The organism is Paenibacillus sp. Negev47 (assembly GCF_058313655.1).
This window is the reverse complement of record NZ_CM177754.1, coordinates 616,834-637,033: the sequence shown is the minus strand read 5'-3', so window position 1 is coordinate 637,033 and position 20,200 is coordinate 616,834. Positions and strand designations below refer to the sequence as shown.

The window sequence follows — 20,200 nt, the reverse complement described above, 5'->3', positions numbered from 1 at the left end:
GCTTATTAGGAAAGTTTCTTATGTATGTTTGATAAACAAGTGTAATCAAAGGAATATCTTAACAGACCATTTCTACATAATATTCTTACCTTCTTGGGCAGATTAGTCTATAGGCTCTTACCAAAAAAGGAGGAATCCAAATCATGAAAAAAGTCACAACTATTATTGCTTCTGTGCTTCTTGTCGCGTCAATAGCTGGCCCTGCTGCTGCTGATGGTCATATGACCAACGCAATGGCTACTAATGGTTCACGTGTCCAGTCTTATCAGGACACCAACAACATGGACCGTACAAACACCAACACCAACATGAACATGAATGGGAACTACCGCAACAATGGTGACTATCGTGCCAATAATGTTCGTGCTAATGCCAATACCACCGACCGTGACAACGGTATGGATTGGGGCTGGCTCGGTTTGCTGGGACTGTTGGGTCTAGCTGGCATGCGTAAAAGAGTTACGGATCGTAACGATCGTTAACAGAAATTAAGGCACGTTACAACACTACCGCTGCATTTTGGCGGTACCTTAGAAGCAGGAGTAAACACAAGAGCCAAGACCTCCCTATTTAATTGAAAAGGGGTCTTGGCTCTTTTAAGCAGAAATGTAATACATATAATAATTGATGTTTCATACCGTAAAATACAAATCAAAAAAGCCTCTGCATCTGCAAAGACTTTTTCTTTATATCATGTAAGCGGGTGATGGGAATCGAACCCACGCTATTAGCTTGGAAGGCTAAAGTTCTACCATTGAACTACACCCGCATAACAACAATCGGGATGACACGATTTGAACATGCGACCCCCTGGTCCCAAACCAGGTGCTCTACCAAGCTGAGCTACATCCCGATACTAAAAAATAATGGCGCGCCCTGAGAGATTCGAACTCCCGGCCTTTTGATTCGTAGTCAAACGCTCTATCCAGCTGAGCTAAGGGCGCAAAATAATGGAGCGGAAGACGGGAATCGAACCCGCGACCCTCGCCTTGGCAAGGCGATGCTCTACCGCTGAGCCACTTCCGCAAATAAGGGATGCGCGTGGAGGGACTTGAACCCCCACGTCAAAGACGCTAGATCCTAAGTCTAGTGCGTCTGCCAATTCCGCCACACGCGCATATGATGGTGAGTCATGAAGGGCTCGAACCTTCGACACCCTGATTAAAAGTCAGGTGCTCTACCAACTGAGCTAATGACTCATAATAAAATGGCTGGGGATATAGGATTTGAACCTATGCATGACGGAGTCAAAGTCCGTTGCCTTACCGCTTGGCTAATCCCCATTAAATTAGATGGTGGAGGCTGAGGGGATCGAACCCCCGACCCTCTGCTTGTAAGGCAGATGCTCTCCCAGCTGAGCTAAGCCTCCATCTATATGACCCGTAGGGGATTCGAACCCCTGTTACCTCCGTGAAAGGGAGGTGTCTTAACCCCTTGACCAACGGGCCCCATTTTCAAAGCTCTCAACCGGGATCGAACCGGTGACCTCATCCTTACCATGGATGCACTCTACCTACTGAGCTATGAGAGCAAATGGCTCCCCGAACAGGGCTCGAACCTGTGACAACTCGATTAACAGTCGAGTGCTCTACCAACTGAGCTATCAGGGAATAATATGCATTTGCGGTGCAAATGCAATTCATCGTACAACGTCCACATGCAGAGCCTGTTTTCTATGTATGATGAAAGAGTTCGCTTGGCGGCGTCCTACTCTCCCAGGACCCTGCGGTCCAAGTACCATCGGCGCTAGAGGGCTTAACGGTCGTGTTCGGGATGGGTACGTGTGGAACCCCTCCGCCATCGCCACCAAACGCATAGCTTAGCTTACATTTCAGAGTTGTTCTCTGAAAACTAGATTCGAAACGAAACATGCGAATTCAAACTTGCAAATTGGATAAGCCCTCGACCGATTAGTACTGGTCAGCTCCATGCATTGCTGCACTTCCACCCCCAGCCTATCTACCTCGTCGTCTTCAAGGGGTCTTACATACTGGGAAATCTCATCTTGAGGGGGGCTTCACGCTTAGATGCTTTCAGCGTTTATCCCTTCCGTACATAGCTACCCAGCGGTGCTCCTGGCGGAACAACTGGTACACCAGCGGTACGTCCATCCCGGTCCTCTCGTACTAAGGACAGCTCCTCTCAAATTTCCTACGCCCACGACAGATAGGGACCGAACTGTCTCACGACGTTCTGAACCCAGCTCGCGTACCGCTTTAATGGGCGAACAGCCCAACCCTTGGGACCTACTTCAGCCCCAGGATGCGATGAGCCGACATCGAGGTGCCAAACCTCCCCGTCGATGTGGACTCTTGGGGGAGATAAGCCTGTTATCCCCAGGGTAGCTTTTATCCGTTGAGCGATGGCCCTTCCATGCGGTACCACCGGATCACTAAGCCCGACTTTCGTCCCTGCTCGACTTGTAGGTCTCGCAGTCAAGCTCCCTTATGCCTTTGCACTCTTCGAATGATTTCCAACCATTCTGAGGGAACCTTTGGGCGCCTCCGTTACTCTTTAGGAGGCGACCGCCCCAGTCAAACTGCCCACCTGACACTGTCCCCGCACCGGATTACGGTACCAGGTTAGAACCTAGATACGATCAGGGTGGTATCCCAACGTTGCCTCCACGCAAGCTGGCGCTCACGCTTCAAAGGCTCCCACCTATCCTGTACAGATCGTACCCAAATTCAATATCAAGCTGCAGTAAAGCTCCATGGGGTCTTTCCGTCTTGTCGCGGGTAACCTGCATCTTCACAGGTATTAAAATTTCACCGGATCTCTCGTTGAGACAGCGCCCAAGTCGTTACGCCATTCGTGCGGGTCAGAATTTACCTGACAAGGAATTTCGCTACCTTAGGACCGTTATAGTTACGGCCGCCGTTTACTGGGGCTTCGGTTCAAAGCTTCGGGACTAGTCCCTAACCACTCCCCTTAACCTTCCAGCACCGGGCAGGCGTCAGCCCGTATACTTCGCCTTACGGCTTCGCACAGACCTGTGTTTTTGCTAAACAGTCGCTTGGGCCTTTTCACTGCGGCCCCCTCGTGCTATTCACACTACCGGGGCACCCCTTCTCCCGAAGTTACGGGGTCATTTTGCCGAGTTCCTTAACGAGAGTTCTTCCGCGCGCCTTAGAATACTCTTCTCGCCTACCTGTGTCGGTTTGCGGTACGGGCACCATCACCTGGCTAGAGGCTTTTCTTGGCAGTGTGAGATCATGACCTTCGCTACTGTAATTTTCACTCCCCATCACAGCTCAGCCTTACGATGTGCGGATTTGCCTACACATCAGCCTTACTGCTTGGACAGACATCCATCAGTCTGCGTCACTACCCTACTGCGTCCCCCCATTGCTCATAACGGCTTACGGTGGTACAGGAATTTCGACCTGTTGTCCTTCGACTACGCCTTTCGGCCTCGCCTTAGGTCCCGACTTACCCTGAGCGGACGAGCCTTCCTCAGGAACCCTTAGGCTTTCGGCGGATCAGATTCTCACTGATCTTTTCGTTACTCATACCGGCATTCTCACTTGTATAATGTCCAGCGCTCCTTACGGTACACCTTCAACCCTTATACAACGCTCCCCTACCCCTGATGCAAAGCATCAAGCCATAGCTTCGGTGGTGTGTTTAGCCCCGTTACATTTTCGGCGCAGAGTCACTCGACCAGTGAGCTATTACGCACTCTTTAAATGATGGCTGCTTCTAAGCCAACATCCTGGTTGTCTGTGCAACTCCACATCCTTTCCCACTTAACACACACTTGGGGACCTTAGCTGATGGTCTGGGCTGTTTCCCTTTTGACAATGGATCTTAGCACTCACTGTCTGACTCCCGGAAGTAAGTCTATGGCATTCGGAGTTTGACTGAGCTTGGTAACCCTTGCGGGCCCCGCACCCAATCAGTGCTCTACCTCCACGACTCTGTTTTCCGAGGCTAGCCCTAAAGCTATTTCGGGGAGAACCAGCTATCTCCGAGTTCGATTGGAATTTCTCCGCTACCCCCACCTCATCCCCGCATTTTTCAACATGCGTGGGTTCGGGCCTCCAGTGCGTGTTACCGCACCTTCACCCTGGACAGGGGTAGATCACCCGGTTTCGGGTCTACGTCCACGTACTAATTCGCCCTATTCAGACTCGCTTTCGCTGCGGCTCCGGCTCTTCACCTTAACCTTGCACGGGAACGTAACTCGCCGGTTCATTCTACAAAAGGCACGCCATCACCCCTAAAACGGGCTCTGACTTTTTGTAAGCACACGGTTTCAGGTTCTATTTCACTCCCCTTCCGGGGTGCTTTTCACCTTTCCCTCACGGTACTGCTTCACTATCGGTCGCTAGGAAGTATTTAGCCTTGGCAGATGGTCCTGCCGGATTCATACGGGGTTTCACGTGCCCCGCACTACTCGGGATCCGTCTCGGAGGGAACCAACTTTCAATTACAGGGCTTTTACCTTCTTTGGCGGGCCTTTCCAGACCTCTTCGTTTAACCGGTTCCTTTGTAACTCCATGTGAGACGTCCCACAACCCCAAAGAGCAAGCTCTCTGGTTTGGGCTTCTCCGCGTTCGCTCGCCGCTACTGACGGAATCACTATTGTTTTCTCTTCCTCAGGGTACTTAGATGTTTCAGTTCCCCTGGTATGCCTCTGCACAACCTATGTATTCAGTTGTGAGTAACTGGAAATTACCCCAGCTGGGTTTCCCCATTCGGACACCCCCGGATCAAAGCTTGCTTACAGCTCCCCGAGGCAGTTTCGTTGTTCGCCACGTCCTTCATCGGCTCCTAGCGCCTAGGCATCCTCCGTGTGCTCTTAGTAGCTTAACCATATTGCTCCGGTTTTGATTGCTCGCTTCCCTTGTTTTGCTTGCGCAAAGCCAAAAGTCACTCCCATTCAATACCATCGCAAAAGCAATTAACTACCGTTTTTATTGAAACTTGTTTTATCACAAGTTCAGCTAAAAAGGAATGTTCTAATTCGCATTACTTTCGTTTCGATATCTAGTTTTCAAAGAACAAACTTGTAAAACAATTTTGGTGGAGCCAAGCGGGATCGAACCGCTGACCTCCTGCTTGCAAGGCAGGCGCTCTCCCAGCTGAGCTATGGCCCCATATGAAGTTAAAAGGTGTAGATGGTGGGCCCTGGTGGACTCGAACCACCGGCCTCACCCTTATCAGAGGTGCGCTCTAACCAACTGAGCTAAGGGCCCACATTATATATACTATTTGAACCCAAAATGGGTTACGCTTGGCGGCGTTCTACTCTCCCAGGACCCTGCGGTCCAAGTACCATTGACGCTGAAGGGCTTAACGGTCGTGTTCGGGATGGGAACGTGTGGAACCCCTTCGCTATCGCCACCAAACGTTTGAGAGTTTGAGCTCTCAAAACTGAGCAACGAGTGAGTGTTTTGCTCTTCATTTCATCCACACCAAGGTGAAGGACCGAAATGAATTGCGGTCGCAGGTTCTAAGAACCTGCTTATTTGAATGTTTCCGTTACAGGAAACGATTCTCCATAGAAAGGAGGTGATCCAGCCGCACCTTCCGATACGGCTACCTTGTTACGACTTCACCCCAATCATCTATCCCACCTTCGGCGGCTGGCTCCTTGCGGTTACCCCACCGACTTCGGGTGTTATAAACTCTCGTGGTGTGACGGGCGGTGTGTACAAGACCCGGGAACGTATTCACCGCGGCATGCTGATCCGCGATTACTAGCAATTCCGACTTCATGCAGGCGAGTTGCAGCCTGCAATCCGAACTGAGACCGGCTTTGTTGGGATTGGCTCCATCTCGCGATTTCGCAGCCCGTTGTACCGGCCATTGTAGTACGTGTGTAGCCCAGGTCATAAGGGGCATGATGATTTGACGTCATCCCCACCTTCCTCCGGTTTGTCACCGGCAGTCTATCTAGAGTGCCCACCCGAAGTGCTGGCAACTAAATATAAGGGTTGCGCTCGTTGCGGGACTTAACCCAACATCTCACGACACGAGCTGACGACAACCATGCACCACCTGTCTCCTCTGTCCCGAAGGAAAGATACATCTCTGTACCGGTCAGAGGGATGTCAAGACCTGGTAAGGTTCTTCGCGTTGCTTCGAATTAAACCACATACTCCACTGCTTGTGCGGGTCCCCGTCAATTCCTTTGAGTTTCAGTCTTGCGACCGTACTCCCCAGGCGGAGTGCTTAATGTGTTAACTTCGGCACCAAGGGTATCGAAACCCCTAACACCTAGCACTCATCGTTTACGGCGTGGACTACCAGGGTATCTAATCCTGTTTGCTCCCCACGCTTTCGCGCCTCAGCGTCAGTTACAGCCCAGAGAGTCGCCTTCGCCACTGGTGTTCCTCCACATATCTACGCATTTCACCGCTACACGTGGAATTCCACTCTCCTCTTCTGCACTCAAGTCACCCAGTTTCCAGTGCGATCCGGGGTTGAGCCCCGGGATTAAACACCAGACTTAAATGACCGCCTGCGCGCGCTTTACGCCCAATAATTCCGGACAACGCTTGCCCCCTACGTATTACCGCGGCTGCTGGCACGTAGTTAGCCGGGGCTTTCTTCTCAGGTACCGTCACCTTGAGAGCAGTTACTCTCCCAAGCGTTCTTCCCTGGCAACAGAGCTTTACGATCCGAAAACCTTCATCACTCACGCGGCATTGCTCCGTCAGGCTTTCGCCCATTGCGGAAGATTCCCTACTGCTGCCTCCCGTAGGAGTCTGGGCCGTGTCTCAGTCCCAGTGTGGCCGATCACCCTCTCAGGTCGGCTACGCATCGTCGCCTTGGTGAGCCGTTACCTCACCAACTAGCTAATGCGCCGCAGGCCCATCCCCAAGTGACAGATTGCTCCGTCTTTCCAGTTCTCTTCAGGCGAAGAAAACAACTATTCGGTATTAGCTACCGTTTCCGGTAGTTGTCCCAAACTTGAGGGCAGGTTGCCTACGTGTTACTCACCCGTCCGCCGCTAAGTATCCAGGAAGCAAGCTTCCTATCAACTCCGCTCGACTTGCATGTATTAGGCATGCCGCCAGCGTTCGTCCTGAGCCAGGATCAAACTCTCCAATAAAGATGAATTTCAGTAGCGCGGTTAAACGCTATGAAAATCATCTCAAGTATTTGAAAAGAGCGATAAGCTCATTTTGAATCTGACGAGATTAAAAATCTCTTTTGTGCTCCAGTCGATCCAAGCCAAGGCTTGTTTCAAACTTTCGCGTTCATTCTGCAAGCAGAATGTTTACTCACTCGTTGTTCAGTTTTCAAAGATCAAACTTGTTTCGTTACCGAAGGTTGTTCTCTTCAACAACTCTTATATATTATCATGTCCGAACCAACTTTGCAAGCCCTTTTTATAAGTTTCTTTCGAAGCTTATTTCATTCGCTTGCCGCACCGTGTAAACCGTGTTTTCTTGGCCGGACTAATAATATACCATGCGGAACAAGTACTTGTAAAGAGATAATTATTAAAATAACAAATCCATATTTTAACTGTATTACGGACCTTGAATCTAGGATGAAACCTTAGGTTCAATTGTATTATCTTGCAGCTTAATCTTTTCTACTTAATCTGTCTTTCCTCTATATATAGAAGATAACCCTCTCAACTCTCATATTCGAGACGAAAGGGTTACCTTCTAAAAATAATCTACATTTATTTACGTTCTACTTTATACCCTTTATCCTCAAGCAGTTTCACGATCCCGTGATCGCCCAGATAGTGTGCCGCGCCGACAACAATGAAATACTCCTCGCCTTTGCCGTTTTTCAGGTAGCCATCAATTTTATCCGCCATACCGATATTACGATCAACCAGCATTGCTTTGTTGTACTCCTCGTTAGTGGAGAAGCTATTTGTCAGTTCAAGCAGTTGCTCGTCATTACCCGTTTTCCACATCTCAGCCATTTCATTCACACTGCTATCGAGCATATCGAAGTTTTCAATTGTCGCTTTTAGTGTTTCCTCTTGTGTCTCTTTGGAAAAGTCGTTAAACATGCCAAGTTGAGATTGATAACTCTCCAACTCAATAACTGGGAGTTTGCGCTCGATCGCCTTCTGGATAAAATACAAATCTACTCCTGCCGACGCTTCGTATCCTGCCGTTGCCGACTTCAAACTTGCGAGTGTACTTTCTACTACCCAAGGCTTAAATGCATCCAAAGCGTTAGGCTCCAGACCATTTTTCTTCAATACATCGCCCAGTTTAGCATACGTTTCACTTGATATATGATCTTTCAGTGTTGTGCCATCTTGATACGAACCCAGACTCAGAACCAGCTTTTGCTGCTCTTCATCAGCGGCTTTGCTTATATCAATCTCTACGCCGAGATAATCAGCTTCAGCAAAAGCCTCTTCGAACTCTGGACGCAGTGGGTAGAAGCTCTCATCCGCAATATGCATTGAACCTACCAGATAGACCGTGTTTCCATTGCTTTCAACTTCCCACATGAAGCCGCGTCCACCGGTTTGAGCAGTTTCAGTTGCTCCGTCTTTGGATACCAACAACACTGTGCGCGTTGCAGCATCCCAACGCACTTCATAACCCGCTGCATCACCAACAACGCGGATTGGAGCATACGTTACACCGTTGATGCGTGTAAGTTTGCTTTTGAGTGTAATTGTTTTGCCATCTACCACAGCCGTGATCGTATCATCGGTCGCAGTCGTTAGCTTCACGTCCATGGCATCCAGCGTAGTGCGCAGCGGAACCAGTGTTGTGCCTTGCTCCAGGATCGGCGCTCCTGTAGCATATTTCACAGCTTGATCATTGACCATGACCGAAGTTCCCTGAGGAGCCGCCATTGCCGGCACTGCAGATGCGAGCAAACCTACCGAGATTGTAAGAGATAAGAGCGTGCGTTTCCAATTCTTCATATTATGTATTCTCCTTTAATAGATATAGTTGCCAATCATTTTAATAGAAAGGACATACTTAGATACTACGGATAAAGGTAGGAAATGGTGCCACTCCAAAAACGGAGCAGCACTTTCTCCCTTCATCTCTCATTAGATAAGAAACAATAAAAATGAAACCGTCATATAGGTTCAATGCTAGATATTCGCAAAGTTTAAGCTATTCCATGATAAATAGATACTGATCAGCGCCAGGAAAAAGAACGCTATAGAAACCTTCCGATTACCCCGCAGCTTCACTCCGTATACGACGAAGAAAATAGCGATAGCTAATTTAGAGATGCTTTGGTAGTTGCCCTGCTCGGAAAAGGCTGAACTGCTAAATACAATTGAAAGTAGCAATGTAGTCAGAATCAATGCTTTAAACCACAGGGGTTCCCTCAAAAACTGTATATAGAACCCTTTTAACTGCTGCATGATCATTAACCCTCTCCTGAACTCGATTTAATATGACAACGCACAACACACACAGCACCATCTATCTTAAATCTTATACGCCTTCATGGCCTTGAATAATTCCTTGAAGGTTGGACGTTTACCGTACATCAGCACACCTGTGCGATAGATTTTGGCTGCAAGCCATCCGAAGATGATAATGGATACGATGAGAATCGCTAATGAAGTTAGAATCTCCCAAGTCGGTGCAACTCCTGCGCCGATTCGTACCAGAATCGCGGTCGGCGACGTGAACGGAATGAAGCTTGCGATTTTCAACAACAGAATGTTCGGTGTAGCAATACTGAAGATCGCAATATAGAAGGAAACGAGCGACAGCATCGTGATTGGCAGAACCGCCTGACCGAGTTCTTCAGTACGACTTACCATTGAACCAATGGCAGCGAACAACACGGCATATAAGAAGTAACCCAGAATGTAGAATATAAGTCCATATACAATAACCGCAATATTCACATCACTTACATTCATATTGAAATCACCTAACACTGCACGGTTATGTGGCAGCAAGACATTTCCGGCAACCACTGCTCCGAATATCCCGATTTGCAGCATACCCACCATGAAGATACCGATGATTTTACCAAACATCTGACTGAGCGGAGATACACTTGTAATCAGAATCTCCATAATACGCGAGCTCTTCTCAGCTGTGATCTCAGAAGCAATCATATTACCCGTCATCATAGTCGAGGTGAACAGCAGGATGATCAGCAAGTACACCACAATATAGTTAATCGGGCTCATTGCACCTTCAGACTCAGTACCGACTCCACTCTCATCTGTACTCAGGCTTTGTTCGGTGAGCTTCACAGGTGTTGTAATCAGTTCCTTCTGCTCCGCTGTGAGCACATCCTTCACAACCACATCCAGCTTCACACTTTGCAACGCAGCTTCGATGGATGCAATGATCTGAGGTGAGACTTCTTCGGTTGAATAGAGAATCGGCTGAGGGAACTCCTGCCCTGCAACAGTTTCAAACTTCAGATAGCCATCAGTAAGCCCAGCTTCTGCATCTGCTTTGAGAGCCGCCTCATCTTTGTCACCACTGGTAATGAATCGATAGGCCTGATCCCCTTGGGCTGAAGAGAAGCTCTCCAGTTTCTCGGAAACCTCAGGCTGCCCTGTACTCAGAAGACCAATATTTACAGGGTTGCTACCAGAAGCCCCACCAATGGAACCACCATTGAATAAGGTAATGAAATATGGAACATTGAGTCCTATAGAAATTAAAAGTGCAAGTACAATGGTCGTCACCATGAATGATTTCGTTTTAACCTTGTTTTTAAAAGTAAACCCCGTAATCGTTCCCATTTTATTCATTCGACTCACCTACCTCACGAATAAAGATTTGGTTAAGCGTTGGTTCCTTGATCTCAAAGTGCTCCACTGTGGTCTGTGCCATCGCAGTTCTCAGAATCTCCTGAGCGGCTTCCACCTGGCCGATATGTATCAGGTATCCACGCTCATTCCGCTCGACTTTCTTCACACCAGGCAATTGTTCCAGTCCATCCACACTTCCAAGCGTATTCAGATACACTTGCTCACGCGGATAACGGCTCTTGATCTCTTTGATCTCTCCTTGCACTACGGTATTGGAGCGATGCAGAATAGTAATCTGACGGCATAATTCTTCAACGTGCTCCATCCGGTGTGTGGAGAACAGTATCGCTGTTCCTTCATCACGCAATTCCTTGACAGTGGATTTAAGTATTTCCACGTTCACTGGATCAAGTCCGCTGAACGCTTCATCCAGAATAAGAATCTGCGGTCTGTGAACTACGGCGGCGATAAAGCCCATTTTCTGCTGATTTCCTTTGGATAACTCCTCAATCTTCTTATCGTAATACTCCGGTACTTCGAACCGTTCAAGCCAGTATTTGAGACTCTGGTCTGCATCTTTGCCACTCATCCCACGAAGCCGGGCCAGATAATTGATCTGTTCGCTGACCTTCACCTTCGGGTACAATCCGCGTTCTTCCGGGAGGTAACCCATAATCTGTTGTAATTCTGTGCTGTATGACTTGCCATTGTACTGGATGCTACCGCCATCCGGGTGGATCAGTCCAAGCACCATACGCATTGTTGTTGTTTTACCTGCACCATTGGCTCCGAGCAGTCCGTAAATCTCCCCTTCTTTTACATTGAGCGTGACTCCATTTACGGCTGTTTTGTCTGCATATTGCTTGACGACTTGCTTCAATTCCAATCGGTTCATCATTTATCGTCTCCCTTCGGTTATTTCCACTGTACGGGTGCATACCCGGCAATCCAGAATGCCAATACTTCATCCAATTCCAGGTTACGGATTTTCAATACCCGGCTGCCTGCAAGTTCGAGTCTCTCCTGCGCCTCAGTGACGCGGGTTGTTATCACGCGAATCAAACCATTCTCTTCCAGATGCGACTCTACAATGCCAGGAATACTCTCGGGCCGCAGATCCCCTTCATACCAGATCTCTTTCCACTGATCGAGCACGATATCTTTCTCGGCCATCCCCAGCGACTGACCACGGTGCATCAATACGATGTAATCCGCAAGCTTCTTGACTTCATCCGCAATGTGCGTGGCAATCAGAATCGTGGTATCTCCTCCTGCCATAAAGCTTCGAAACTGTTCGACCATGACCTTCCAGGCAAAGGGGTCCAGACCGGACGAAGGCTCATCCAAAAGCAATAGTCTCGGGCGAGCTGCGAGTGCAGCTGCAATCTCGAATTTCCGTCTTTCTCCTTTGGACATCTTGATTAGCTTCACATCATTCGGCACATCCATCTCATTCATGAGTTGGTTAAACAACTCCATATCCCAGCGCGGGTACCAGTAGGCCCGAAAATCGGCTGCTTCCTGTGCAGTAATCCGGTTCTCTTCGAGCCCGGCATTATCAGCCACAAAACCGATTTGCTGTCTCAGTTCAATGGGGAGCACTCCCTCATGCTCCTTCCCAAACCATGTGATCTGGCCACTATCTGGCAGTACCACTTGTTGCAGCATATTGAGAAGCGTGCTTTTGCCCGAACCGTTATGCCCCAGAATGGCAACGACGTACCCTTCGGGAATAGACAGATCGATTGGGCCAATGACTCTGCGTTTTCGCATTTTGGATACGCCGTTCAACTGAACAGCTATAGGTTCCATGATGAATCACTCCCTCACTTCGAGTAAACAGCCTTTAGAACGTCCCGGAAAAGACTCTTCATCTCTTCTTCCGTGCATCCTACCGCTTTCCCGGACTGCACCGCTGCTTCCATCGCTTCCTGTGCAGCCTTCAATCTATAATTTTCTCTATCGCCGGCTTCTACCTGGGCCACAAATGTACCTGTCCCCTGCTTCGTACGAAGCAGACCTTCATTCTCCAGATCCTGATAGACCCGTCTAACCGTAATAACACTGCAATTCAGCGCTCCGGCGAACTCTCGAATGGATGGCAAATGTGTCCCCTCCCCCAACTGACCCGTAATAATTAAAGATCTTAACTGATTTTCAATTTGGTGGTATAAAGGTTCAGCGCTATTTTCATTAATTTGAATGGGTATTTTCACATCTTGCACCTCGCCCTCCGGTACACTCCAGTCTGTTACCTGACCGAGCCGGCTTCATCCTGTATTCGTACATAAACTTATATCTCATACATTTAACTCAGATCTCGGTGAACCAACTTCTTTAGCGTTAAGCGACTAAACAGCCATAATCCCGCTACGCCAGCCAACAGAGCAATCCACATAATTGGGGAAAGAAGACCCCATGATTTACTTACATCCATCACCATTCGAAAGCCGTAACTGCCTGACATTCGAATCAGTAAGGATATGCCAATCGCGATGGGTATAAAAAGCGTACTGAGAACCAAGTATTTCTTGCCACTGTGCAGAAACTCTCCGTAAATATACAATCCTGTTACCAAAAGTCCATAACCTGTACAGGTAAGGCTAAAGGCCAGATATTGATCCCATCGGAATCCTGCGGCATGAAGGTCAACCACATATAATGATCCGTAGAAAAAGATACCATTATATGTAAACGCCATCAGAGACTGCTGTAGTCTGGACCACATCACCGTTTGTTCAGGGATGGGAATTCTGCGATAGTAGGCCAGCATCTGCGTATAGGAATCCTCCTGTATGTAACGGAAGGAGCGCCTGCAGAACATGAACCCTTGAAATGGCAACATGATCAAAAAGAAGGAATCCACTACAGGATTAATGAAATCCGTCTGTTGTTGTCCTATTAACATCACACCGCTCATGCCGCCAGTGTATATCATGAATATTGCAGACCATAGCCATTGGAGTCTATCCTTACTCATCTGGCTGCGGGTCAACCACCATGCCTGCTTCCATTCGTTCATATGCATGCCTGCCTTTCACCTGTCATTCACTCATGTTGCTTACTGTGATTACTGTATATATCAATATACACAGTATACAGACCCATTTCTGATCCCGTCAACCCCTAATTTTCCTTAATCAGGAAGACGAGATGGGACATCGTTCTAATTTACGTTAAAATAAAACACAATACTGATTCGAATAAAGAAGGTTCCAGATATGGATTGGCTGGTTGATCCTCCAGGATGAACCTCGTCGTCACCAAGCCAAAAACAAAAAAAGAGCTGTACCCGTTATTGTGCGTAAACACAATTTCGGATACAGCCTTTTGCCGTTCTCTAGCACCTGTTAGAAGAAGAGGCCTTGGGATTAAACGAGGTTATAACCACTAGGCAGACTGCGGTTGGCGCGGATCGCACGAATCTCGGCCAGAGTCAACCGCTGATTCGTAGAGATCAGGGATTCCACGTCATTACCTCGGATCAGATCATCCAAATCTCTCAAGTTGGTATTGCCTCGGAAGACTCGGAACCCACCTTGAAAGTTAGGGCGCGTAAACACAACCAGCGTTGCATTCGAACTTGTAGAGAAGAAGCGCAGACTCTCCACCCCGTCCAAAATATTGTCCAGGTTACGAAGACCCGTGTTGCCACGATAGATGCGGCTTCTCCCTCTGTAGTTCTCTTCTGAATACACCGTAAGACGTGGATACGTTTGACTGACGTTGACTGTCTTTTTCATTTTGTTCCCCCCTCTCGAACTCATTCTATGAATGAATGAGAGAGGAAGCGTGGACGAATTATCTGCTAGATTCGTCCATTTTCATATTTTCAGAAGAAATGAGTAGCTTGCACCCAAGAAAGCCGATAGTGAGATGTCTTCTTTATACGCCGAGAATGGCTTCCCATACCGGACGTGTATGGCCACCAGGATATAACAGGTACAACAGGACATACACGATAACACCTGTCAGCGCCGAGCCGAACCAGATCATGGAAGTGAACTTGCCCCAGCGGCGATGCGTTCCGAACTTCTTTTTGAATCCCAGCACCAGTGTGGAGATCCCGAATATGGCAGCCACAGTAGCCAGAATGATATGAAAGATCAGAAATATCCGGTAAAAGATCTCCAGATCCGGGTCCCCGCCCCAAGCTGTATTGCCCACGAATACCGTGCGCGACATATAGATCACAAAGAAGATCAGAGCCGCAATCGCTCCTGCGACCATGGCGGACTGGTGTGCCTCACGTTTGCCCCGAATAATCAGTGCCCACCCAATTCCAACCAGTACTGCACTAATCACAATGAAAGAAGTGCTGATCGTGGGTAGCCAAAAATACATATCCATCGTGTGTTCCCCCTCTTGTCAGAACATTGCCTTAATTATTTGGCAGCCGGATTGAGCGGCCCTCCTGTGTCTCCTGCGGGATATGAATCATCGTCATCTTCCTGTTTCTCTTTCCGATACCATTGGAAAAAGACATAGGCCAGCATGGAGGCAAAAATCCCCTCCTGAATAAACTTCATCACAATGCCACCAACTTGCTGATCTTCTTTCGCCGAAGACAAAAAGTTGAAGAAGGCAGGCCCACCGAATGAGCGAAGTAACGCCGTGGAATCTCCGGACACACAATAACGCATGGCTTCAGCCCATACTGCCGGGTTGCTGTACGTCTGATACAACGGCTCGGACGCAAAGATAATCAATCCACACGCAGGCGTAAGCAGCACCATATTCAAGAAAATAAAACCGATCTTGGATAACCCCGATGCTTGTCTGCCTTCTGGTAACGGATTCAGCAATGTCCACCACATGAGCATGGAAGTAATGAACAGTGCAATGTAATACAACCGGTGAACGGTAAAATTCAGCATAACGTAGTCATGTACAATCGGCAGGTGATACAGCGAGAACAGCCCGTTAAAGAGCACTGCCGCAACGATCGGATGAGCGAGAAACGATAGCTGACGTGTTGGCAACCAGCGCACGATTCTCCGCCATACCCAGATTGGCAATCCTTTCATCATCAGCGGCGGGGCTACCAGATAAGAGAACGCCATGCTTACCATATGGAAGCTAAACATGACGTGACCGAGCAGATTAAAGGGCCCCGCTTGGGCCAGATACAGGACGAACAGCCCTGTAATAAACATGATTTTCTGTGCAGCAGTCGCTGGCTCTGCATCCTTTATTTGCTCGCTTAACGGTCCGACAAGCACTAAGTAGGCTGCAGCAATGATCAGAAATAAAGCCAATATAAGCGGACTCCACAAGTCGTTGAAGCTAAAGTATTGCAACCCGAGCATACGGGAAACCTCCCCGTGACCTAATTTGATTGTTGCCAGCATTCCTTGAATAAGATCCGTTCGCCAAAAAGGGGAAAAGACGGCGGCAATGCGCCGCCGCCATCTCTTTTACCACCAGACCCAATAGAGTGCCATAATAATGCACGTAAAGGCTACGAAAAAACCAAAGGCCATGAACAGAATCGGCATCAAATGCCCTTTGTCCTTCATGTGCATCCAGTAACCTAATTGAACGAATACCTGAAGAATAGCCATGACGAGCAAAATAATAATCGTAAAGGTCGTGTTGACCCCTCCGGCAGAAGCGGCCGCAAATGCAATCAGCGTGAGAATAATGGAGAAAATAAACACTACGACGTGTTTCTGTGGCCCTTCCGTCCGGTGACGGTGTTTCACAGGTTGTTGATCTGTCTTATCCTGTGCCGACATATATTAGCCCACCTTTCCGAGCAGGTACACGACCGTAAAGATGAACACCCAGACCACGTCAATAAAGTGCCAGTACATTGCGGAGACGTATACTTTAGGTGCAGTTACGACCGTCAATCCTTTTTTGAACAGCTGCCCGATAATGATTCCGATCCACACAATACCGAAAGCAACGTGGGCTCCGTGGAATCCGACCAGTGTGTAAAATGCTGAACTGAATGCACTTGTAGTCATACCGAACTCTTTATGTTTCACATACTCATAGAACTCGTATATTTCCAGTGCGAGAAATCCCATTCCCAGTACCACTGTGATGCCCAGCCACAATGCCAATGCATCTCGTTTGCCCTTATGCATGGCCTGAATGGCAAATACACTCGTCAAACTACTGACCAGGAGAATGAACGTTGCAGCTGCCACGAGTGGCAGGTGGAACAGTTCATTCGCCGTAGGTCCATCATTGGTTTGGCCACGAAGAGCCAGGAAGGTAGCAAAGAGTGTACCGAACAGTACCGTCTCGCCGCCAAGGAACAGCCAGAAGGCAATAAGCTTGTTACGTCCTTCCAGCGTTGCTTTCTCCGGTTCATGCGGCAATTTGTCGTTCACCGGTTCGGCATGTGAGGTTGTCATGTTCTAGCCCCCTTCTCATCCTGATCCTCCGGTTCAATATGCCAGCCATGATCATCATAAAGTGAACGAAGTGCCATTGCGCCGAATGTGATTACGAGACCAATAATAACTACAATATAATTGTTGAAAATGGCATTCATAAACGCGTTTCCAAATTCATCGTTGCTGAACATCAAGCCAAGTCCTGCAATAAAGATACCTACTGACATCACAAACGGCAGCGGCGTTGCTGAAGGCATATGAATCGAACCTACAGGTTCTGCCGGTGTCATCTCCGTATGTCCTGCCATCTTTTCCTTCCAATAAGCATCAATTCCGCGTACCAGCGGAGTCTGCTTGAAGTTATATTCCGGCGGTGGAGATGGAATGGACCATTCCAGTGTACGGCCGTCTTCCCACGGATCATTCGGTGCACCAGCCGGTTTTCTCGTTGTGATCACGATGTTCACGAGGAACATGATAACCCCAACACCCATCAGAAATGCACCGACGGAGCTGACCAGATTGAGCAGGTCAAAGTCCTGATTCGGCAAGTATGTAACAATCCGGCGCTGCATCCCCATCAGACCGAGGAAATGCTGTACAAAGAACGTTAATTGGAAACCGATCATAAATGTCCAGAATGTCCATTTGCCCAGTGTTTCGCTGAGAATACGTCCGAACATCTTCGGCCACCAGTAATGTAATCCTGAGAACAATCCAAGTACGAGTCCCCCAACAATAACGTAGTGGAAATGGGCTACAACAAAGTACGTATCATGGAACTGGAAGTCTGCCGGAGCAGATGCCAGCATAACGCCTGTAACGCCACCCATAACGAAGGTTGGGACGAATCCAACTGCGAACAGGTTTGCCGCTGTAAAACGGATCTGCCCACCCCACATCGTAAAGAGCCAGTTAAAAATCTTGATCCCTGTAGGTACGGCGATCAACATCGTGGAGATGGAGAAAAGCGCGTTGGCTACATTACCCAGACCCGTTGTAAACATGTGATGCGCCCATACCATGAAGCCCAGGAAAGCAATCAGGATGGTAGCAAATACCATGGAGCTGTATCCGAACAACCGTTTACGCGAGAAGGTCGGAATAACCTCCGAGATAATACCAAATGCCGGCAAGATAAGAATGTATACCTCCGGGTGTCCGAAGATCCAGAAGATGTGCTGCCAGAGTACCGGGTTACCGCCACCTGCGACATCGAAGAAATTCGCTCCCAGAATACGGTCAAACGTTAAGAGTACAAGCCCTACCGTGATTGCAGGAAAAGCAAAAAGGATAATAGCAGATGTAATAAATGTCGTCCATGTAAACATCGGCATCCGCATGTAAGACATGCCTGGAGCACGCATTGTAATAATTGTCGCGAGGAAGTTAATGCCCCCAATAAGTGTTCCCAGACCCGCGATCTGAAGGCCTATGGTGTAGAAATCCACGCCATGTGTTCCACTATATTCACTGCCCGAAAGCGGCGTATATGAAGTCCAGCCCGCATCCGGTGCTCCGCCCATAACCCAGCTCAGGTTCAGTAACAGTCCACCAAACAGGAATGTCCAGAAACCAAGCGCGTTAAGAAACGGAAAAGCAACGTCCCGTGCCCCGATCTGTAAAGGCACAACAGCATTCATAATGGCAAAAATAAGCGGCATGACACCAAGGAAAATCATCGTTGTTCCGTGCATGGTAATCAATTCGTTGAAGACCTGTGCTGATACAAAATCATTCATCGGTTTCATCAATTGAATCCGAATCAAAATGGCTTCAATGCCGCCGATTCCAAAGAAAAATCCACCCGCAACCAAATAGAGAATGGCAATTTTTTTGTGATCGACGGTGGTGATCCAATCCATCAAGCCCCTGTACCTCTTGACGCTATGCGCATGAGCCAAGGTTGTGTACCCCCTTCTTCGTCCTTGCTGTTCTATTCATAGTCCAATTTGTAGTTGGCCAGATATTCGGCAATTCCGTCGATTTCTTCATCCGTCAACCCAAGATCTTTGGGATTCGGCATGGTGTTACCCGGCTTCACGGATTGTGGATCATGGAGCCATTCTTTCATGTTATCCAGTACCGGATTACCTTCTTCCTGCCCCTCACGATAATTCAGCAGAATGCCTGCGACAGATTCTTTGCCGCCGATTCCCGTCAGGTCAGGTGCAACAGGTCCACCTTGATCGCCAACAGCGTGGCAAGAAAGACAGTTTGTTTTGAACTTTTCGGCCAATTGAGCATCTTCAGGAAGGACTGCGGGTGCTTTCATTTGATTCACCCATCTGTCAAAGGCTTCCTGACTCACTGCTTTTACCTTGAATTCCATGAAAGCATGCGATCTGCCACATAATTCGGCACATTTACCGCGGTAAACGCCTTCATTTGGTGCGGAGAAACTGAACTTGTTAAGCGTTCCATCCGGGTTTGTGTCCATTTTGCCCGCCAGTGACGGCACCCAGAAGGAGTGAAGCACGTCAGCGGTTTTCAATTCAAATGCGATTTTGGTTCCGGTCGGGATGATGAGATCTTGAGCGGTGGTTACGTCATATTGAGGATAAGTGAATTCCCACCAATACTGATGCGAGGTGACTTGGACCTTAAGTGCATTTTTGTCATTAGACAGATCTTCGCCTTGGGCAAAAATCGTTTGTACCGTCGGTACTGCCAGAACAATAACCAGCAATAACGGAATGGCTGTCCATATTACTTCCAGCTTGAAATTACCTTCAACCTGTTCGGGCATCTCAGTCTGCCCGGCTCGTCTGCGAAACCGGATCAGGACATAGGCCGCTATGGCGAATACAATGATGAGCACCACGATCATAATCGCGATGGATAGCTTCATCAGATCGTATTGGCCTTGCGCCACAGGACCCTGAGGTTTCATTACCGACAAGTCTTCCCGCCCGCATGCGGATAGCAGCAAAGAGAACACCGCCAGCAAGGGGAGAATTCGCTTTGCAACCTGCCACTGTTTCATCATTGATCTACCCCACTTTTTTACGTTTTCGTAGATTACCGTTGTCGTTCGGTAGAAAGGCAACAAAAGGTACGTTTCAGCACGATACGCATAATCCTCTTCGTCATACAGAACGCTTACAAAAATAACGCTTCCAGTACTCCCGTCATTTCCTGCTCAGGGCATGTCTGCGCATTCTTC

General features: G+C 48.3%; 15 protein-coding genes, 13 tRNA genes and 4 rRNA genes. 1 reads left to right on the top strand and 31 read right to left on the bottom strand.

The window, feature by feature from the left end:
- Positions 1-143: 143 nt before the first annotated feature.
- Positions 144-482 (top strand): WGxxGxxG family protein, encoded by a 339-nt coding sequence (locus tag AC4G47_RS03090; protein WP_458124230.1) that lies wholly within the window; start codon positions 144-146, stop codon positions 480-482.
- Between the two features lie 216 nt (positions 483-698).
- Here the strand turns inward: AC4G47_RS03090 and AC4G47_RS03085 are convergent.
- From AC4G47_RS03085 to coxB, 31 genes are all read right to left on the bottom strand, one after another.
- Positions 699-769 (bottom strand) — tRNA-Gly (locus AC4G47_RS03085).
- A 10-nt stretch (positions 770-779) separates the two neighbouring features.
- Positions 780-853, bottom strand: a tRNA-Pro gene (locus AC4G47_RS03080).
- A gap of 14 nt (positions 854-867) precedes the next feature.
- Positions 868-944: transfer RNA gene (locus tag AC4G47_RS03075), tRNA-Arg, on the bottom strand.
- Positions 945-951: 7 nt separating this feature from the next.
- Positions 952-1,026 (bottom strand) — tRNA-Gly (locus AC4G47_RS03070).
- A 10-nt stretch (positions 1,027-1,036) separates the two neighbouring features.
- A tRNA-Leu gene (locus AC4G47_RS03065) sits at positions 1,037-1,117 on the bottom strand.
- A 6-nt stretch (positions 1,118-1,123) separates the two neighbouring features.
- Positions 1,124-1,199 (bottom strand) — tRNA-Lys (locus AC4G47_RS03060).
- Positions 1,200-1,208: 9 nt separating this feature from the next.
- Positions 1,209-1,283 (bottom strand) — tRNA-Gln (locus AC4G47_RS03055).
- 10 nt (positions 1,284-1,293) lie between these two features.
- Positions 1,294-1,369: transfer RNA gene (locus tag AC4G47_RS03050), tRNA-Val, on the bottom strand.
- Between the two features lie 7 nt (positions 1,370-1,376).
- A tRNA-Glu gene (locus AC4G47_RS03045) sits at positions 1,377-1,448 on the bottom strand.
- A 10-nt stretch (positions 1,449-1,458) separates the two neighbouring features.
- Positions 1,459-1,531 (bottom strand) — tRNA-Thr (locus AC4G47_RS03040).
- Positions 1,532-1,534: 3 nt separating this feature from the next.
- Positions 1,535-1,610 (bottom strand) — tRNA-Asn (locus AC4G47_RS03035).
- 84 nt (positions 1,611-1,694) lie between these two features.
- Positions 1,695-1,811 (bottom strand): 5S ribosomal RNA (gene rrf, locus AC4G47_RS03030).
- 79 nt (positions 1,812-1,890) lie between these two features.
- Positions 1,891-4,818: ribosomal RNA gene (locus AC4G47_RS03025) — 23S ribosomal RNA — on the bottom strand.
- Positions 4,819-5,026: 208 nt separating this feature from the next.
- Positions 5,027-5,102: transfer RNA gene (locus AC4G47_RS03020), tRNA-Ala, on the bottom strand.
- A gap of 22 nt (positions 5,103-5,124) precedes the next feature.
- Positions 5,125-5,201 (bottom strand) — tRNA-Ile (locus AC4G47_RS03015).
- A gap of 36 nt (positions 5,202-5,237) precedes the next feature.
- A 5S ribosomal RNA gene (gene rrf, locus AC4G47_RS03010) occupies positions 5,238-5,354 on the bottom strand.
- A 156-nt stretch (positions 5,355-5,510) separates the two neighbouring features.
- Positions 5,511-7,063: ribosomal RNA gene (locus tag AC4G47_RS03005) — 16S ribosomal RNA — on the bottom strand.
- The 16S, 23S and 5S rRNA genes sit together here with 13 tRNA genes alongside, the layout of an rRNA operon.
- 582 nt (positions 7,064-7,645) lie before the next feature.
- Entirely contained in the window at positions 7,646-8,866 is a 1,221-nt protein-coding gene (locus AC4G47_RS03000; protein ID WP_491104699.1) for a TraB/GumN family protein, read from the bottom strand.
- A 177-nt stretch (positions 8,867-9,043) separates the two neighbouring features.
- Positions 9,044-9,328, bottom strand: coding sequence for a hypothetical protein (locus tag AC4G47_RS02995; RefSeq protein WP_491104697.1), 285 nt, complete (start codon positions 9,326-9,328; stop codon positions 9,044-9,046).
- A gap of 60 nt (positions 9,329-9,388) precedes the next feature.
- Entirely contained in the window at positions 9,389-10,684 is a 1,296-nt protein-coding gene (locus AC4G47_RS02990; protein ID WP_491104696.1) for an ABC transporter permease, read from the bottom strand.
- A complete protein-coding gene (locus AC4G47_RS02985) occupies positions 10,677-11,579 on the bottom strand; it encodes an ABC transporter ATP-binding protein (protein WP_491106630.1) in 903 nt (300 codons plus the stop codon). Before AC4G47_RS02985 ends, AC4G47_RS02990 begins: the two co-directional genes overlap by 8 nt.
- 20 nt (positions 11,580-11,599) lie before the next feature.
- Complete coding sequence (locus AC4G47_RS02980; RefSeq protein ID WP_491104695.1) at positions 11,600-12,496, bottom strand: ATP-binding cassette domain-containing protein; 897 nt, start codon at positions 12,494-12,496, stop codon at positions 11,600-11,602.
- 14 nt (positions 12,497-12,510) lie between these two features.
- Positions 12,511-12,900 carry a GntR family transcriptional regulator gene (locus AC4G47_RS02975; RefSeq protein WP_491106629.1) on the bottom strand — a complete coding sequence of 130 codons (390 nt, stop codon included), beginning with the start codon at positions 12,898-12,900 and terminating at the stop codon, positions 12,511-12,513.
- 92 nt (positions 12,901-12,992) lie between these two features.
- On the bottom strand, positions 12,993-13,706 hold the full coding sequence (locus AC4G47_RS02970; protein ID WP_491104694.1) for a hypothetical protein: 714 nt from the start codon (positions 13,704-13,706) through the stop codon (positions 12,993-12,995).
- 349 nt (positions 13,707-14,055) lie between these two features.
- Positions 14,056-14,427: a hypothetical protein gene (locus tag AC4G47_RS02965; protein WP_074093350.1), complete on the bottom strand. Its 372-nt coding sequence runs from the start codon at positions 14,425-14,427 to the stop codon at positions 14,056-14,058.
- 142 nt (positions 14,428-14,569) lie between these two features.
- Positions 14,570-15,034, bottom strand: a complete 465-nt coding sequence (locus AC4G47_RS02960) for a DUF420 domain-containing protein (RefSeq protein WP_145325545.1) — start codon at positions 15,032-15,034, stop codon at positions 14,570-14,572.
- 35 nt (positions 15,035-15,069) lie between these two features.
- Entirely contained in the window at positions 15,070-15,993 is a 924-nt protein-coding gene (gene ctaG / locus AC4G47_RS02955) for a cytochrome c oxidase assembly factor CtaG (RefSeq protein ID WP_458125165.1), read from the bottom strand.
- A gap of 108 nt (positions 15,994-16,101) precedes the next feature.
- Positions 16,102-16,422, bottom strand: a complete 321-nt coding sequence (locus AC4G47_RS02950; RefSeq protein ID WP_076332731.1) for a cytochrome C oxidase subunit IV family protein — start codon at positions 16,420-16,422, stop codon at positions 16,102-16,104.
- 3 nt (positions 16,423-16,425) lie between these two features.
- Positions 16,426-17,052 (bottom strand): cytochrome c oxidase subunit 3, encoded by a 627-nt coding sequence (locus AC4G47_RS02945; RefSeq protein ID WP_047840264.1) that lies wholly within the window; start codon positions 17,050-17,052, stop codon positions 16,426-16,428.
- Positions 17,049-18,899 carry a cytochrome c oxidase subunit I gene (gene ctaD, locus AC4G47_RS02940; RefSeq protein WP_458127143.1) on the bottom strand — a complete coding sequence of 617 codons (1,851 nt, stop codon included), beginning with the start codon at positions 18,897-18,899 and terminating at the stop codon, positions 17,049-17,051. The genes AC4G47_RS02945 and ctaD overlap by 4 nt, the downstream gene beginning before the upstream one ends.
- Before the next feature lie 71 nt (positions 18,900-18,970).
- The gene (coxB, locus tag AC4G47_RS02935) at positions 18,971-20,023 is read right to left on the bottom strand and encodes a cytochrome c oxidase subunit II (protein WP_491104691.1); all 1,053 of its coding nucleotides are present in this window, start codon (positions 20,021-20,023) and stop codon (positions 18,971-18,973) included.
- Positions 20,024-20,200 lie beyond the last annotated feature (177 nt).

Excerpts from the sequence above, each read along its gene's own strand:
- AC4G47_RS03090 (WP_458124230.1), top strand. The coding sequence starts at position 144 with ATGAAAAAAGTCACAACTATTATTGCTTCTGTGCTTCTTGTCGCGTCA.
- AC4G47_RS03000 (WP_491104699.1), bottom strand. The coding sequence starts at position 8,866 with ATGAAGAATTGGAAACGCACGCTCTTATCTCTTACAATCTCGGTAGGT.
- AC4G47_RS02995 (WP_491104697.1), bottom strand. The coding sequence starts at position 9,328 with ATGATCATGCAGCAGTTAAAAGGGTTCTATATACAGTTTTTGAGGGAA.
- AC4G47_RS02990 (WP_491104696.1), bottom strand. The coding sequence starts at position 10,684 with ATGAATAAAATGGGAACGATTACGGGGTTTACTTTTAAAAACAAGGTT.
- AC4G47_RS02985 (WP_491106630.1), bottom strand. The coding sequence starts at position 11,579 with ATGAACCGATTGGAATTGAAGCAAGTCGTCAAGCAATATGCAGACAAA.
- AC4G47_RS02980 (WP_491104695.1), bottom strand. The coding sequence starts at position 12,496 with ATGGAACCTATAGCTGTTCAGTTGAACGGCGTATCCAAAATGCGAAAA.
- AC4G47_RS02970 (WP_491104694.1), bottom strand. The coding sequence starts at position 13,706 with ATGAACGAATGGAAGCAGGCATGGTGGTTGACCCGCAGCCAGATGAGT.
- AC4G47_RS02965 (WP_074093350.1), bottom strand. The coding sequence starts at position 14,427 with ATGAAAAAGACAGTCAACGTCAGTCAAACGTATCCACGTCTTACGGTG.
- AC4G47_RS02960 (WP_145325545.1), bottom strand. The coding sequence starts at position 15,034 with ATGGATATGTATTTTTGGCTACCCACGATCAGCACTTCTTTCATTGTG.
- ctaG (WP_458125165.1), bottom strand. The coding sequence starts at position 15,993 with ATGCTCGGGTTGCAATACTTTAGCTTCAACGACTTGTGGAGTCCGCTT.
- AC4G47_RS02950 (WP_076332731.1), bottom strand. The coding sequence starts at position 16,422 with ATGTCGGCACAGGATAAGACAGATCAACAACCTGTGAAACACCGTCAC.
- AC4G47_RS02945 (WP_047840264.1), bottom strand. The coding sequence starts at position 17,052 with ATGACAACCTCACATGCCGAACCGGTGAACGACAAATTGCCGCATGAA.
- ctaD (WP_458127143.1), bottom strand. The coding sequence starts at position 18,899 with ATGGATTGGATCACCACCGTCGATCACAAAAAAATTGCCATTCTCTAT.
- coxB (WP_491104691.1), bottom strand. The coding sequence starts at position 20,023 with ATGATGAAACAGTGGCAGGTTGCAAAGCGAATTCTCCCCTTGCTGGCG.